General features: G+C 63.6%; 12 protein-coding genes and 1 riboswitch. Of the genes, 8 read left to right on the forward strand and 4 right to left on the reverse strand.

Annotation, left to right across the window (positions count from 1 at the left end; genetic code table 11):
* Positions 1 to 12 precede the first annotated feature (12 nt).
* Positions 13 to 555 carry a Spy/CpxP family protein refolding chaperone gene (locus tag KI612_RS18530; RefSeq protein ID WP_226441529.1) on the reverse strand — a complete coding sequence of 181 codons (543 nt, stop codon included), beginning with the start codon at positions 553 to 555 and terminating at the stop codon, positions 13 to 15.
* A gap of 194 nt (positions 556 to 749) precedes the next feature.
* The gene (thiC, locus tag KI612_RS18535) at positions 750 to 2666 is read right to left on the reverse strand and encodes a phosphomethylpyrimidine synthase ThiC (protein WP_226441530.1); all 1917 of its coding nucleotides are present in this window, start codon (positions 2664 to 2666) and stop codon (positions 750 to 752) included.
* Between the two features lie 57 nt (positions 2667 to 2723).
* A riboswitch (TPP riboswitch) is annotated at positions 2724 to 2819 on the reverse strand.
* A gap of 127 nt (positions 2820 to 2946) precedes the next feature.
* Here thiC and KI612_RS18540 point away from each other — a divergent pair.
* The 5 genes from KI612_RS18540 (at position 2947) to KI612_RS18560 (ending at position 7524) form a co-directional block, all read left to right on the forward strand.
* The gene (locus tag KI612_RS18540; protein WP_226441531.1) at positions 2947 to 4455 is read left to right on the forward strand and encodes a carbonic anhydrase; all 1509 of its coding nucleotides are present in this window, start codon (positions 2947 to 2949) and stop codon (positions 4453 to 4455) included.
* 53 nt (positions 4456 to 4508) lie between these two features.
* On the forward strand, positions 4509 to 5150 hold the full coding sequence (locus KI612_RS18545; RefSeq protein WP_226441532.1) for a TetR/AcrR family transcriptional regulator: 642 nt from the start codon (positions 4509 to 4511) through the stop codon (positions 5148 to 5150).
* Between the two features lie 61 nt (positions 5151 to 5211).
* Positions 5212 to 5865 (forward strand): protein-L-isoaspartate O-methyltransferase family protein, encoded by a 654-nt coding sequence (locus KI612_RS18550; RefSeq protein ID WP_226441533.1) that lies wholly within the window; start codon positions 5212 to 5214, stop codon positions 5863 to 5865.
* Positions 5865 to 6188 carry a rhodanese-like domain-containing protein gene (locus KI612_RS18555; protein ID WP_226441534.1) on the forward strand — a complete coding sequence of 108 codons (324 nt, stop codon included), beginning with the start codon at positions 5865 to 5867 and terminating at the stop codon, positions 6186 to 6188. Before KI612_RS18550 ends, KI612_RS18555 begins: the two co-directional genes overlap by 1 nt.
* Before the next feature lie 7 nt (positions 6189 to 6195).
* Positions 6196 to 7524: a TolC family outer membrane protein gene (locus KI612_RS18560; RefSeq protein ID WP_226441535.1), complete on the forward strand. Its 1329-nt coding sequence runs from the start codon at positions 6196 to 6198 to the stop codon at positions 7522 to 7524.
* On the opposite strand, the gene waaA is transcribed toward KI612_RS18560, so the two are convergent.
* Positions 7490 to 8752: a lipid IV(A) 3-deoxy-D-manno-octulosonic acid transferase gene (gene waaA, locus KI612_RS18565; RefSeq protein ID WP_226444314.1), complete on the reverse strand. Its 1263-nt coding sequence runs from the start codon at positions 8750 to 8752 to the stop codon at positions 7490 to 7492. The two genes, KI612_RS18560 and waaA, sit on opposite strands and share 35 nt — an antisense overlap.
* Entirely contained in the window at positions 8749 to 9687 is a 939-nt protein-coding gene (gene waaC, locus KI612_RS18570) for a lipopolysaccharide heptosyltransferase I (RefSeq protein WP_264180760.1), read from the reverse strand. The genes waaA and waaC overlap by 4 nt, the downstream gene beginning before the upstream one ends.
* A 55-nt stretch (positions 9688 to 9742) precedes the next feature.
* Between waaC and KI612_RS18575 the strand changes: the two genes are divergently transcribed.
* The 3 genes from KI612_RS18575 (at position 9743) to glmS (ending at position 13480) form a co-directional block, all read left to right on the forward strand.
* Complete coding sequence (locus KI612_RS18575; RefSeq protein ID WP_226441537.1) at positions 9743 to 10513, forward strand: glycosyltransferase family 2 protein; 771 nt, start codon at positions 9743 to 9745, stop codon at positions 10511 to 10513.
* A gap of 126 nt (positions 10514 to 10639) precedes the next feature.
* On the forward strand, positions 10640 to 11647 hold the full coding sequence (locus KI612_RS18580; RefSeq protein ID WP_226441538.1) for an NAD-dependent epimerase: 1008 nt from the start codon (positions 10640 to 10642) through the stop codon (positions 11645 to 11647).
* A 9-nt stretch (positions 11648 to 11656) separates the two neighbouring features.
* Positions 11657 to 13480, forward strand: a complete 1824-nt coding sequence (gene glmS / locus KI612_RS18585) for a glutamine--fructose-6-phosphate transaminase (isomerizing) (protein WP_226441539.1) — start codon at positions 11657 to 11659, stop codon at positions 13478 to 13480.
* The last annotated feature ends 8 nt before the right edge of the window (positions 13481 to 13488 follow it).

Below are 13488 nucleotides of genomic sequence, written 5' to 3' on the forward strand. Positions count from 1 at the left end.
GCCGTCTGTGTCTCAACGCACCGGCGGCGGATTGCGCCCTTCACCGGCCGGACCGCGCGGAACATCTGCCTGCGCCCTGGTCTCGGCCAGTTGCTTGCGCTGTTCCGGGGTCAGGACGTCGGCAATCTGACGATCCACCTTGACCCGGGCCAGCGCCGACTCGGCAGCCGCCTTGCCGATCGCCTCGCTCAGGGCGCGCGCCTTGGCCTCGCTGTAATCAGGCGCGGCAGCCAGCTTGCGCAACTCCTCGTTGGCCTTCTGCTCGGCCTTGGCCCGCTCGCGCATGGCCGGGGCCTGCGCATGCATGATCTCGAACACCTTGTCGCGCTGCGCCTCGCTCAGATTGAGGCCGCGCAAAGCCAGCATCGGCGACTCCGGCCCACCCTGCGCCATCCGGTCCATAGCACCAGCCCGCTTGCCATGCGGGCCACGACTCTCCATGCCGGCGCAGTCGCCCTGCGGCCCGGGCGCCGCCGACACCGCCAGCGGCACGGCCAGCGCCAGCGCAGCAGCCGCGAGAAAACGTTTCAAAGTGGGGGAGCTGATCTTGTTCATGTCCTGTTCCTTTCGAGGGATAAGCAAGCCGGCAAAAGCGGCGTTGCGACAGGACGAATACTCTTACCAGCACGGGTTAATGGCGGTTAACGGGCTGTAAATGAACGTAAATGCGGTAAGCAAACATTTCATGGACGTAAAAAAAGGCGACTGAATCAGTCGCCTTTTTTGCTGCTTTTTCGCAGTTGACCGTATCAGACCTTGCTATAAACCTCAGCCCCGGCCTTCACGAACTCCACCGACTTCACTTCCATCCCCTTTTCCAGCGCCGCTGCTTCATCCAGCCCTTGCTGCGCCGCGAATTCGCGTACTTCCTGCGTGATCTTCATCGAGCAGAAGTGCGGGCCGCACATGGAGCAGAAGTGGGCGACCTTGGCGGATTCCTTGGGCAGGGTTTCGTCGTGGAATTCACGCGCCTTGTCCGGGTCGAGGCCGAGGTTGAACTGGTCGTCCCAGCGGAACTCGAAGCGTGCCTTGGACAGGGCGTTGTCGCGGATCTGCGCGCCGGGGTGGCCCTTGGCGAGGTCGGCGGCGTGGGCGGCGAGCTTGTAGGTGATGATGCCGGTCTTGACGTCGTCCTTGTCGGGCAGGCCGAGGTGTTCCTTGGGCGTGACGTAGCAGAGCATGGCCGTGCCGTACCAGCCGATCATCGCGGCGCCGATGCCGCTGGTGATGTGGTCGTAACCCGGTGCGATGTCGGTGGTCAGCGGGCCGAGGGTGTAGAACGGGGCCTCGTCGCAGTATTCGAGCTGCAGGTCCATGTTCTCCTTGATCATGTGCATGGGCACATGGCCGGGGCCTTCGATCATGACCTGCACATCGTGCTTCCAGGCGATCTGGGTCAGTTCGCCGAGGGTCTTGAGTTCGCCGAGCTGGGCTTCGTCGTTGGCGTCGTAGATCGAACCGGGCCGCAGGCCGTCACCGAGGCTGAAGGCGACGTCGTAGGCCTTCATGATTTCGCAGATTTCCTCGAAGTGCGTGTAGAGGAAGCTTTCCTTGTGGTGGGCGAGACACCACTTGGCCATGATCGAGCCGCCGCGGCTGACGATGCCGGTCATGCGGTTGGCGGTCAACGGCACGTAACGCAGCAAAACGCCGGCGTGGATGGTGAAGTAGTCGACGCCCTGTTCGGCCTGTTCGATCAGCGTGTCGCGGAAGATTTCCCAGGTCAGGTCTTCGGCCTTGCCGTTGACCTTTTCCAGTGCCTGATAGATCGGCACGGTGCCGATCGCGACCGGGCTGTTGCGGATGATCCATTCACGCGTTTCGTGGATGTTCTTGCCGGTGGACAGGTCCATCACGGTGTCGCCGCCCCAGCGGATCGACCAGGTCATTTTCTCGACTTCTTCCTGAATGCTGGAGCCGAGCGCCGAGTTGCCGATGTTGGCGTTGATCTTGGTCAGGAAGTTGCGGCCGATGATCATCGGCTCGCTTTCCGGGTGGTTGATGTTGTTCGGGATGATGGCGCGGCCGCGGGCGATTTCGCTGCGCACGAATTCCGGCGTGATTTCTTCCGGAATCGAGGCACCGAAGTTCTGGCCGGGGTGCTGGCGGCCGAGCAACTTGGCCATCTTCTCGCCCATCGGGCCCGTATTCTTCAGGCTTTCCATGTAGGCGCGACGATTGTTGTTTTCGCGGATGGCGACGTATTCCATCTCCGGCGTGATGATGCCCTGGCGTGCGTAGTGCATCTGGCTGACGTTCTTGCCGGCCTTGGCGCGCAGCGGCTTGCGGTGCAGGCCGGGGAAGCGCAGTTCGTCGAGGGATTTGTCGTCAGCCCGCTTCTGGCCGAATTCGGAGCTCAGGCCGGGCAGTTCCTCGACGTCGCCACGTTCGGCGATCCAGCCGGCACGCAGGGCGGGCAGACCGGAGCGGATGTCGATCTTGGCGGCCGGGTCGGAGTACGGACCGGAACAGTCGTACACGTAGATCGGCGGGTTCTTTTCGCCACCGAAGGCGGTCGGCGTGTCGTCCTGCGAGATTTCGCGCATCGGGACGCGGATGTCGGGGCGGCTGCCCTCAATGTAAACCTTGCGCGAATTCGGCAGCGGCTGGACAGCGGCCGCGTCCACATGGGCGTTGGCGGCGAGAAATTGTTCGGTGGCGTTCATGGTTCTTCCTTGCGTGGGTGCAACGGGGTAAGACGGGCAAGGAGCGATCAGGTTCCGCGAGTGCGAAATTCGTTTCCCTACGACGGCATGACCCGGTCAGGTTCGAAGGGTTTTTCTCAGCCCTGGGCTTGCCGGGCACCCCTAACGAGTGGGTCGCAAGTTACTGGAAACACAGGCAAAATGCAAGGAAGGCCATTCTGCGCTCAAGATTTCTCGAATCTGGTCGAAATAACGTTACCAAGCGCCAGAATTCAAACGAAAAAGATCAAAGGGGTTTCAGATGCGTCTTCTCACCATTGCCGCCGTCCTGCTCAGCCTGCCCTTCGCGGCCGGCGCAGCGCCGACCTGGCAGACCATTTCCTCCGAGCCGGGCAAGAAGATCGAGCTCGACCGCACCAGCATCAAGCGCGAAGACGGCGACAAGGTGCAGGCACTGGCCCGCGTCATCCTCGACAAGGAGCTGATCGACCAGAAGACCGGCAACAGCTACCGCTTCATCGAGGCCACCACCCGCTACGACTGTGCCGGGCGCAATGCCAGCACACTCAAGCGCGTCCTCAAGAAGGGCGAAGGCGATGTGGTCCGTGAAGAAAACCTGAAGAGTCCCGACCTGCCGGTACGTAGCGGCACGCTCGACGATAAGGTGCTGCGCGAAGTCTGCCGGCCGCAGAAGGAAAGCGCTGCCGAACTCGCGCAAAAGGCCAACGAAGCCGCCGGCCAGCTGAAACAGGCCAACGACGCCCTGCTCCAGAAGCAGCTGGCCAAGACGGAAAAGCCCGCTGCCGCGATCAAGACTGCCGACCAGGGCCAAGCCGCGGAAGCAACCAAGGTGTCGGAAAGCAGTCCGATTCCGTCGATCCGGCCGAATCTGAAAGCCGCCGCCGAGGCCGCCAAGGAAGCCCCCGCCAAGCAGGCTGCGCCAGCCCCGGCAGCGCATGCAGCCCCCGCAGCGCATGCTGCACCGGCGGCCCATGCGGCACCGGCGCCTGTCGCACCCAAAGCCGCCATGGTCGTCGTGCACAGCACCGCCGCAGCCCCCAAGGCGAAAAAGGCAGCGAAGCAGGAAGGCTACATGCTGGAAATCGCGCACAGCGAACCGGCCGTGCAACACGCCCACATTCACTGGGATTACGAAGGTGCCGGCGGCCCGGAAAACTGGTCCAAGCTCGATCCGAAAAATACGGCCTGTGCCATCGGCCAGCGCCAGTCACCGATCGACATCAGGGACGGCATCAAGGTTGACCTCGAACCGATCAAGTTCAACTACCGCCCGTCGACTTTCCGTATCGTCGATAACGGCCACACCGTGCAGGTTGCCGTCGCCGACAGCTCGATCTCGCTGACCGGCAAGACTTACGAACTGGTGCAATTCCACTTCCACCGTCCGTCGGAAGAAAAGGTCAATGGCCAGCGTTTCGACATGGTCGCCCACCTGGTGCACAAGTCCGACGAAGGCCAGCTCGCCGTCGTTGCCGTGCTGCTTGAGCGGGGCAATGAAAACCCCTTCATCCAGACCCTGTGGAACAACATGCCGCTGGAAAAGAATGCCGAAGTGTTGCCGCCCGATCTGGCCATCGACCCGGCCACGCTGCTCCCGTCGAACCGCAGCTATTACACCTACATGGGTTCGCTGACCACGCCGCCCTGCTCGGAAGGCGTGCTGTGGCTGGTCATGAAGCAGCCGGTGCAGGTTTCGGCCGAGCAGATCAACATCTTCAGCCGGCTCTACAAGAACAACGCCCGCCCGATCCAGCCGGCAGCCGGCCGTCTGATCAAGGAAGGTCGTTGACCTGAAACAAACGGCGGTGGTAACTTAATGACCGATCAGTCATTAAGTTACCCATGTCCGTTACCGCACCCCGCAAACGCCGCAAGGAAGCCCGTCCCGCCGAATTGACGGCTGCCGCACTCGGGCTTTTTGTTGAAAAGGGCTTCGCCGCCACCCGCCTTGAAGATGTCGCCGCCCGCGCCGGGGTTTCCAAGGGCACGCTCTATCTCTACTTCGATAGCAAGGAAGCCTTGTTCAAGGCGGTGATCCAGGAAGGCATCATCCCGGTGATGCTGGAGAACGAGGAAATTGCCGCCCGCCATACCGGCTGCAGTTTCGAATTGATGGAAAAACTGCTCGCCAACTGGTGGAGCAAGATCGGGCAAACCGATTTCGCCGGCATTCCCAAGCTGATGGTGGCCGAAGCGCGCAACTTCCCGGAAGTCGCCCAGTATTACTACGAAAACGTCATCCGCCGCGGGCGGGCACTGGTCGGTGCAGCGCTGGAGCGCGGCATGGCCAGCGGCGAATTCCGCCAGCTGGACGTCGAAACGAGCATCGACGTGATCATCGCCCCCATCCTGATGCTGCTGATCTGGCGTTTTTCGCTGGCTTGCTGCCAGAGTGCCGAAGGCGATCCACAGCTTTATCTGCAGATTCATATCGACCTGCTGCGGCAGGGCCTGCGCAGGCTAGCCCCGGAGACTCAGGTATAATTTTGCTTTGTCGGAATCACTATATTAGCTTGTGCTAATATTAAGCCTGCGGAGAACCCCAATGAATATCGAGCAAGCACGCTTCAACATGATCGAACAGCAGATCCGGCCCTGGGAGGTTCTGGATCCGCAGGTTCTTGACCTGCTTTTTGTCGTCAAGCGCGAGGATTTCGTGCCTGCGGCCTATCGCAACCTGGCTTTCGCCGACATGGAAATCCCGCTCGGCAGCGGTCAGGTCATGCTGGCACCGCGCGTCGAAGCCAAGCTGCTGCAGGAACTGGGCGTAAAGAAAACCGACAAGGTTCTCGAAATCGGTACCGGCAGCGGTTACATGGCTGCCCTGCTGGCCGCCCGCGCCGAACACGTCGTCAGCGTCGAATGCCGCCCGGAGCTGGCCGAAATGGCGCGCCAGAATCTCGAACGCGCCGGCATCAGCAATGTCTCGATCGAAGTCTGCGACGGCGCCAACGGCTTTTCCGGCCGCGGCCCCTATGACGCGATTGTCGTTTCCGCCTCTGTTCCGGCCGTTCCGGAAGCCCTGCTCAAGCAACTGCGCGTCGGTGGCCGCCTGGCCATCACGGTCGGCGAAGCGCCGGTCATGGAAGCCCAGCTGATCACCTGCACCGCTGACGGCATCTACAACACGGTCAACCTCTTCGAAACTGTCATTCCGGCGCTGGATGGTACGCCAGCCAAGGCCAACTTCACGTTCTGATGAATCAACTCTCACCCCGCCAACTCGCAGAATGGCTGGCCGATGCCAGCCGCCCGCAACCCTTGTTGCTCGACGTACGCGAGGCGTGGGAGTTCGAGCATTGCCAGCTGGCCGACTCACTGCACATTCCGATGCATGTGGTGCCGGCCCGTTGTGAAGAGCTGAGTCCGGAGCGCGACATCGTCGTGATCTGTCATCACGGTGGCCGCAGCATGCAGGTTGCCATGTTTCTCGAACGCCGGGGTTATGGCGCCGTTCATAATTTGTCAGGCGGCGTCGACGCTTGGGCAACCGATGTCGACCCCAGCCTTCGCCGCTATTGAGGGAATGATGAAAAAACTTGCCTGGCTGATTGTTTCTCCACTGTTCGCGTCGCCGCTCTGCGCAGCCGACCTGATGCAGGTGTATCGCACTGCGCAGGATAACGATCCGACCTTTGCCGCCGCGCGCTCGGTACTCGATGCCGGCCGCGAAAAGGCACCGCAAGGCCGGGCCGGCCTGCTGCCCAACCTGTCGCTGTCGGGCAACACGACCTGGAACGACAATGAAATCAGCCAGCATGGTGGCGGCACGCTGGCCAAGCCGCGCTACAACTCGAACGGTTACCAGCTGACCCTTTCCCAGCCGCTGTTCCGCTGGCAGAACTGGGTCACCTACGACCAGGCCAAGATCCAGGTCGTCCAGGCCGAAGTCAATTTCACGCAGGCCAGACAGGATCTGATCCTGCGCGTCGCCCAGGCATATTTCGACGTCAATTACGCAACCGAAAACCTCAAGGCGGTGAAGGCCAACAAGAGCGCCATCGGTCAACAACTCGAATCGGCCAAAAAGAACTTCGAGGTGGGCACCGCCACCATCACCGACACGCATGAAGCCCAGGCCCGCTTCGACCTCGCCTCGGCGCAGGAAATCGCTGCCGAAAGCGATCTCGAGGTCAAACAGCATGCGCTGGCTGCCATTCTCGGCAAGGAACCCGGCCTGCTCGCCGTCGTCCGCAAGGATGCGCCGCTGACGCCGCCGCAGCCGAACGACATGGGCCAGTGGGTCGCCGCTGCCGAAAAGGACAGCCTCGCCGTCCAGGTGCAGCAGGCCAATGCCGACATCGCCGCGCGTGAACTGGACAAGCAGCGTGCCGGTCACTATCCGACGCTGGACCTGGTGGCCAACAAGGGCTATTCCAAGTCGTTTCTCCAGACCTACGGTGGTGCCTACGACACTGACTTCCAGAACATCGGCCTGCAACTGAACATCCCGCTCTTCCAGGGCGGTCTGGTCGTTTCCCGCCAGCGCGAGGCAGCCGCCAACCGCACTGCCGCAGAATCCAGCCTGGAAGCGACGCGCCGCGGCGCGGCCCTGTCTGCCCGCCAGTATTACCTCGGCGTGGTCAATGGTCTGGCGCAGGTGCGCGCCCTGCAGGCAGCGCTGGTGTCATCGCAATCGGCACTGGAATCGAACAAGCTGGGTTATGAAGTCGGCGTGCGCATCAATATCGATGTGCTCAATGCCGAGAACCAGGTCTACGTGACCCGCCGCGATCTGGCCAAGGCCACGCTCGACACGCTGATGGCGCAACTGCGCCTGAAGGCTGCGGTCGGCGCACTCGGCGACGACGACGTCGCGCAGATCAACAGCCTGCTCGACCCGTCCAGCGCGCAATAAGATCCAGGGTGCGCAAGGCCGCACCCTGATGCGCCGCCGCAAAGCGGCTCGCCGACTGGCGCATCAGCACCAGTTCATTCTCATTCTGCAATAAACCGGCTACCGCCTCGCCCAGCGCAGCCGGGCTGGCGACACGGCGTGCCGCGCCGGCGGCGATGGCATCTTCGGTCGCCTGCAGGAAATTGAAGGTATGCGGCCCGACCAGCACCGGACAGCCGCAGGCGGCCGCCTCGATCAGGTTCTGCCCGCCGAGCGGCAACAGGCTGCCGCCGATGAAGGCGAGATCGGCCAGCGCGTAGTAAGCCGCCATCTCGCCCATGCTGTCACCGAGCCAAACCTGCGTTTCGGCCGTGGGCAAACCCTCGCTGCGGCGTACGCTGCTCAAGCCTTGCCTGGCCAGCAAACCGGCCACCTCACTGAAGCGCTGCGGATGACGCGGCACCAGCACGAGCAGGGCATTCGGCACACTGACGCGTGACCACGCCGCCAGCACCAGTTCTTCCTCGCCTTCACGCGTGCTTGCCGCCAGCCAGACCGGGCGCGGGCCGATGGCGCGCCGCCACTCCGCACCCAGCGCCAGCCTTTCCGCCGCCGGCGTGACGTCGAATTTGAGGTTGCCGCAGACGTCGACCGCTGTGGCGCCGAGCGCCGCGATCCGTTCGGCGTCACCCGGCGTCTGCGCGGCAACCCCGGCCAGCGCGGCAAAAGCCGGCCGCACCAGACTGGCGAGCTTGCCGTAACCGCGTGCCGAACGCTCGGACAGCCGGGCATTGGCGAGCATGACCGGGACCCGGTGATGCAACGCGGCGCGCAGCAGGTTGGGCCAGATCTCGGTTTCCATCAAGACGCCGAAGGCCGGCGAAAAGTGCGAAAAAAAGCGGTCGACCGCACCGGGATAATCGTAGGGCAGGTAAGCCTGGATGACGCGTTCGCCATAGACCTCCTGCCCGGTCGCACGCCCGGTCGGCGTCATGCCGGTAAGCAGGATGCGGTGTTCCGGCCAGCGCGCCAGCAAGCCTTCGATCAAGGGCTGCGCGGCGCGCGTTTCGCCGACCGACACGGCATGCACCCAAATCAGGCCTTGCGGCGGCGTCGACCGGTAGAACCCGTAGCGCTCGCGCAGGTGGTGCAGATACTCCGGCTGTTTGCGGGCGCGCCAGAGCAGACGCAGCCAGACCAGCGGCGTGATCAGGTAGAGGATCAGGGAATACAGCGAGCGGGCCATCAGCCGAGCACCGGCTGCAGTTCGGCGAGCACGGCGGCGACGTCCGGAATCTGCGCCTTGCCGCCGAGGTTGCGGCAAAAGCCGGTGCCGAGCACGCCGGTCAGGCCGGGATCGGTCGCGGTGTACAGCGCCACGGTCGGGATATCCAGCGCCACGGCGAGGTGGGTCAGACCGGTATCGACGCCGATCGCGGCGCGCGCGCCGGCCAGTACCGCGGCCAGATCCGGGATATACATCGGCGGCGCGGCGACGGCACCGGGAATACCGGCCGCCAGCCGGGCCGCCCGCTCGCGTTCGGGCTGCGTGCCGGCCGGCAGCACGGCGCGGATGCCCTGCGCGTGCAAGGCGCGGCCAATTTCCAGCCAGTGTTCGTCGGGCCACAGCTTGTCGTCTCGACTGGTCGCGGTCAGGAAGACGACGTAAGGCGCGGGTGGCAGCCAGTCGGCAGCGGACGGCGCCACCGCGATGCCGTAATCCGGGCCGTCTTCGACGGCGTAACCAAGTGCCGCACCGACCAGCTGGCGGTTGCGCACCACCGCGTGCAGATCGCGGGAAATGCTGAAGTGCTGGCCATAGAGACTGGCCGCCAGCGGCTCGCGCGCCGAATCGGCGGCATAGCCGGCGAGCGGGCCGCGCGCCCGGCGGGCAATGAAGGCGCTCTTGACCAGGCCCTGCGTGTCGATCACCAGATCGTAGCTCTCGCGCTGGATGAGCCGGCCGAAAGCCGAAATCTCGCGCCAGGTCGCACCACTCAACAGCTTCTTGCGCCAGCGCCGGATGGCGACCGGAATCACCTGATCGACCGCCGGATGCAGGCGGGGAATGGCGGCGAAATTCTCCTCCACGCACCAGTCGACCGTTGCGGCGGGGAAATTGCGGCGGATGTCGCTGACCACGGGCAGATTGTGGATGACGTCGCCGAGCGAGGAAGTTTTCACGAGCAGAATGCGCATCGGCAGATAAAATGACGTCTTTTCAAAGTCGCCATTATAAATGCCCGCTTCGCGCCAGCCGCTATCCGTTGCCATCATCACGCTCAATGCGGCAACACAGCTTGAAGCCTGCCTGCACAGCGCCCGCTTCGCCGACGAGATCGTCGTCGTCGATTCCGGCAGCACCGACGGCACGTGCGAACTGGCCGAACGCCATGGCGCCCGCGTCATCGATCAGGACTGGCTGGGCTTCGGGCCGCAGAAACAGTTCGCCGTCGACGCCGCCACCCATGACTGGGTGCTCTGCCTCGATGCCGACGAACGCGTCACGCCCGAACTGCAGGCGGCCATCGAAAAGGCCCTTGTCGCACCGTCGACCGCTGCCTACCGCTTCGCGCGCTGCAACCGTTTTCTCGGGCGCTACCTGCGCCATGGCGAAGGCTATCCGGACTGGAGCCTGCGCCTGTTTGACCGCCGCCAGGCGCGCTGGTCGGACGATGCCGTGCACGAAAAGATCATCACCAACGCCAGCGTCGGCACGCTGACCGGCGACCTGCTGCACGACTCGGCCGAAACGCTGGCCGCCTATCTCGCCAAGCAGAACCGCTACACCACGCTGGCCGCCGAGATGGCACTGGCTGCCGGCAAGCGCACCGGTTTTGCGCGCATCGCGCTCAGCCCGCTGGTGCGCTTCATCAAGTTCTATTTCATCCGCCAGGGCTTCCGCGATGGTCTGCCCGGGCTGATCCACATCGCCATCGGCTGTTTCAACAGCTTCATGAAATATTCCAAGATGCTGGAGCGCAGGAACGACTCTGCTGCGCTGCGGTAAAATCCCGACTTTCCCTCGCAGGATCCTGAACATGAAAATTCTCGTCACCGGCGCCGCCGGGTTTAGTTCCGGCGTAACGCGCCAAGGCGCATTAGCCTTCTCTGAAACCCGCACTGGAGAAAAAGCATGAAAATCCTGGTAACCGGCAGTGCGGGTTTTATCGGCATGAGCACCGCCCTGCGCCTGCTGGCGCGCGGCGACGAAGTGGTCGGCATCGACAACCTCAACGACTACTACGAAGTCTCGCTCAAGGAAGCGCGTCTGGCGCAGTTGCAGCCGCATGCCAACTTCCGCTTCATCAAGCTCGACATCGCCGACCGTCCGGGCATCGAGAAGCTGTTCGCCGACGAGAAATTCGACCGCGTCATCCACCTCGCCGCCCAGGCCGGCGTGCGCTACTCGATCAAGAATCCGCACGCCTACGTGGACAGCAACCTGGTCGGCTTCGTGAACATCCTCGAAGGCTGCCGCCACAACAAGGTGCAGCACCTGGTCTATGCCTCCAGCTCCAGCGTCTACGGTGGCAACACCAAGATGCCCTTCTCCGAGCACGACAGCGTCGACCACCCGGTCAGCCTGTATGCCGCGACCAAGAAGGCCAACGAGCTGATGGCGCACACCTACAGCCATCTCTACGGCCTACCCACCACCGGCCTGCGCTTCTTCACGGTCTATGGCCCGTGGGGCCGCCCGGACATGTCGCCCTTCCTGTTTGCCGGCGCCATCCTCAACGACCGGGCGATCGACGTCTTCAACCACGGCAACATGCAGCGCGATTTCACCTATATCGACGACATCGTCGAAGGCGTCATCCGCACCATGGACCGCGTCGCCGAGCCGAATCCCGGCTACGTGCCGGACGAAGCCGATCCGGCAACCAGCAACGTGCCCTACCGCGTCTTCAACATCGGCAACAACGATCCGGTGCAACTGCTCGACTTCATCGGCGCCATCGAAACCGGCATCGGCAAGAAGGCCGAGAAGCGCCTGCTGCCGATGCAGGACGGCGATGTGCCGGCGACCTACGCCGATACCGCGCTGCTCAACGAATGGGTCGGCTTCGCACCGTCCACCGCTATCCAGGAAGGCGTCAATCGTTTCGTCGCCTGGTATCGCGACTACTACAAGCTTTAAGGAACTCTCATGTGCGGCATCGTCGCGGCAGCAGCCGGCAGCAATATCGTAGGCACCCTCGTTGAAGGCCTGAAAAAGCTCGAATACCGGGGTTACGACTCGGCCGGGCTGGCCGTGATCGGGGCCGGCGGCATCGAGCGCGTGCGCTCGACCGGCCGCGTTGCCGAACTCGAAGCCGCCGCGGCCGGCACCAGCGCCGTGACCGGCATCGCCCACACGCGCTGGGCGACGCACGGCGTGCCGAGCGAACGCAATGCCCACCCGCATGTTTCCGGCAGCATTGCCGTGGTGCACAACGGCATCATCGAGAATTACGAAAGCCTGCGCCGCGAACTGAGCGCTCAGGGTTACGTGTTCACCTCGGACACCGACACCGAAAGCATCGCCCACCTCGTCGAAGCCACGCTGAAGAGCGAACCTGACCTGTTCAAGGCGGTGCAGCTCGCCTGCCGCCGCCTGGTTGGCGCCTTCGCCATCGCCGTGATCGACGCCAAGCAGCCGGGCAAGGTCATCGTCGCCCGCGAAGGCTCGCCGCTGCTGCTCGGCGTTTCCGAAACCGGCAACTACGCAGCGTCCGACGCCTCGGCCCTGCTCCAGGTGACGCGCAACATGGTCTACCTGGAAAACGGCGATATTGCCGAGTTGACCGCTAAAAGCGTCAACATCGCCCGCCTCGACGGCACGCCGGTCGAGCGGCCGGTGCATGTTTCGCAACTGTCGGCCGCCGCCGTCGAACTCGGCAACTACCAGCACTACATGCAGAAGGAAATCTTCGAGCAGCCGGAAGCGCTGGCCAACACGCTGGAAATGATCGGCGGCAGCAAGAGCATCCAGCCCGGCATCTTCGGTGCCGACGCCGCAGCGCTGCTCTCCGACGTCGATTCCATCCTGATCCTCGCCTGCGGCACGAGCAGCCACTCCGGCTACACCGCCCGTTACTGGCTCGAAGCCATCGCCGGCGTGCCGTGCAATGTCGAGATCGCCAGCGAATACCGCTACCGCGTCTCGGTGCCCAACCCGCGCCAACTGATCGTCGCCATCTCGCAATCCGGCGAAACCGCCGACACCCTGGCCGCACTGCGCCACGCCAAGGCGCTCGGCCAGACCAAGACGCTGGCCATCTGCAACGTGCCGGAATCGGCCATCGTGCGCGAATGCGCGCTGCGCTTCATCACCCGCGCCGGCCCGGAAATCGGCGTCGCCTCGACCAAGGCCTTCACCACCCAGCTCGCCGCGCTCTTCCTGCTCGTGCTCGTCGCCGCCAAGGTCAAGGGTCGCCTGAGCGCCGAACAGGAAGCCGCCTACCTCGACCAGCTGCGCCACCTGCCGGTAGCGGTGCACAAAGTTTTGCAGCTCGAAACCGAGATCGTCGCTTGGTCCAAGCATTTTGCCGACAAGCACCACGCATTGTTCCTCGGGCGCGGCCGGCATTACCCGATCGCCATGGAAGGCGCGCTCAAGCTCAAGGAAATTTCCTACATCCACGCCGAAGCCTACCCGGCCGGCGAGCTCAAGCACGGGCCGCTGGCGCTGGTCGACGCCAACATGCCGGTCATTTCTGTGGCACCGAACGACCAGCTGCTCGACAAGCTCAAATCCAATCTCAAGGAAGTCCAGGCACGCGGCGGCGAACTCTACGTCTTCGCCGACGCCGACTCCGAAATCCAGGCTTCGGAAGGCGTGCACATCCTGCGTCTGCCGGAACACTACGGCGAGTTGTCGCCCATCCTGCACGTCATCCCGCTGCAACTGCTTTCGTATCACGTCGCGCTGGTCAAGGGCACGGATGTGGACAAGCCGCGCAACCTCGCCAAGTCGGTCACCGTCGAGTAAATCGGCCG

The sequence above is a fragment of the Quatrionicoccus australiensis genome (assembly GCF_020510525.1).
Lineage (GTDB): Bacteria > Pseudomonadota > Gammaproteobacteria > Burkholderiales > Rhodocyclaceae > Azonexus > Azonexus australiensis_B.

Excerpts from the sequence above, each read along its gene's own strand:
- KI612_RS18545 (WP_226441532.1), top strand. The coding sequence starts at position 4,509 with ATGTCCGTTACCGCACCCCGCAAACGCCGCAAGGAAGCCCGTCCCGCC.
- KI612_RS18540 (WP_226441531.1), top strand. The coding sequence starts at position 2,947 with ATGCGTCTTCTCACCATTGCCGCCGTCCTGCTCAGCCTGCCCTTCGCG.
- KI612_RS18560 (WP_226441535.1), top strand. The coding sequence starts at position 6,196 with ATGAAAAAACTTGCCTGGCTGATTGTTTCTCCACTGTTCGCGTCGCCG.
- glmS (WP_226441539.1), top strand. The coding sequence starts at position 11,657 with ATGTGCGGCATCGTCGCGGCAGCAGCCGGCAGCAATATCGTAGGCACC.
- KI612_RS18580 (WP_226441538.1), top strand. The coding sequence starts at position 10,640 with ATGAAAATCCTGGTAACCGGCAGTGCGGGTTTTATCGGCATGAGCACC.
- KI612_RS18555 (WP_226441534.1), top strand. The coding sequence starts at position 5,865 with ATGAATCAACTCTCACCCCGCCAACTCGCAGAATGGCTGGCCGATGCC.
- KI612_RS18530 (WP_226441529.1), bottom strand. The coding sequence starts at position 555 with ATGAACAAGATCAGCTCCCCCACTTTGAAACGTTTTCTCGCGGCTGCT.
- KI612_RS18575 (WP_226441537.1), top strand. The coding sequence starts at position 9,743 with ATGCCCGCTTCGCGCCAGCCGCTATCCGTTGCCATCATCACGCTCAAT.
- KI612_RS18550 (WP_226441533.1), top strand. The coding sequence starts at position 5,212 with ATGAATATCGAGCAAGCACGCTTCAACATGATCGAACAGCAGATCCGG.
- thiC (WP_226441530.1), bottom strand. The coding sequence starts at position 2,666 with ATGAACGCCACCGAACAATTTCTCGCCGCCAACGCCCATGTGGACGCG.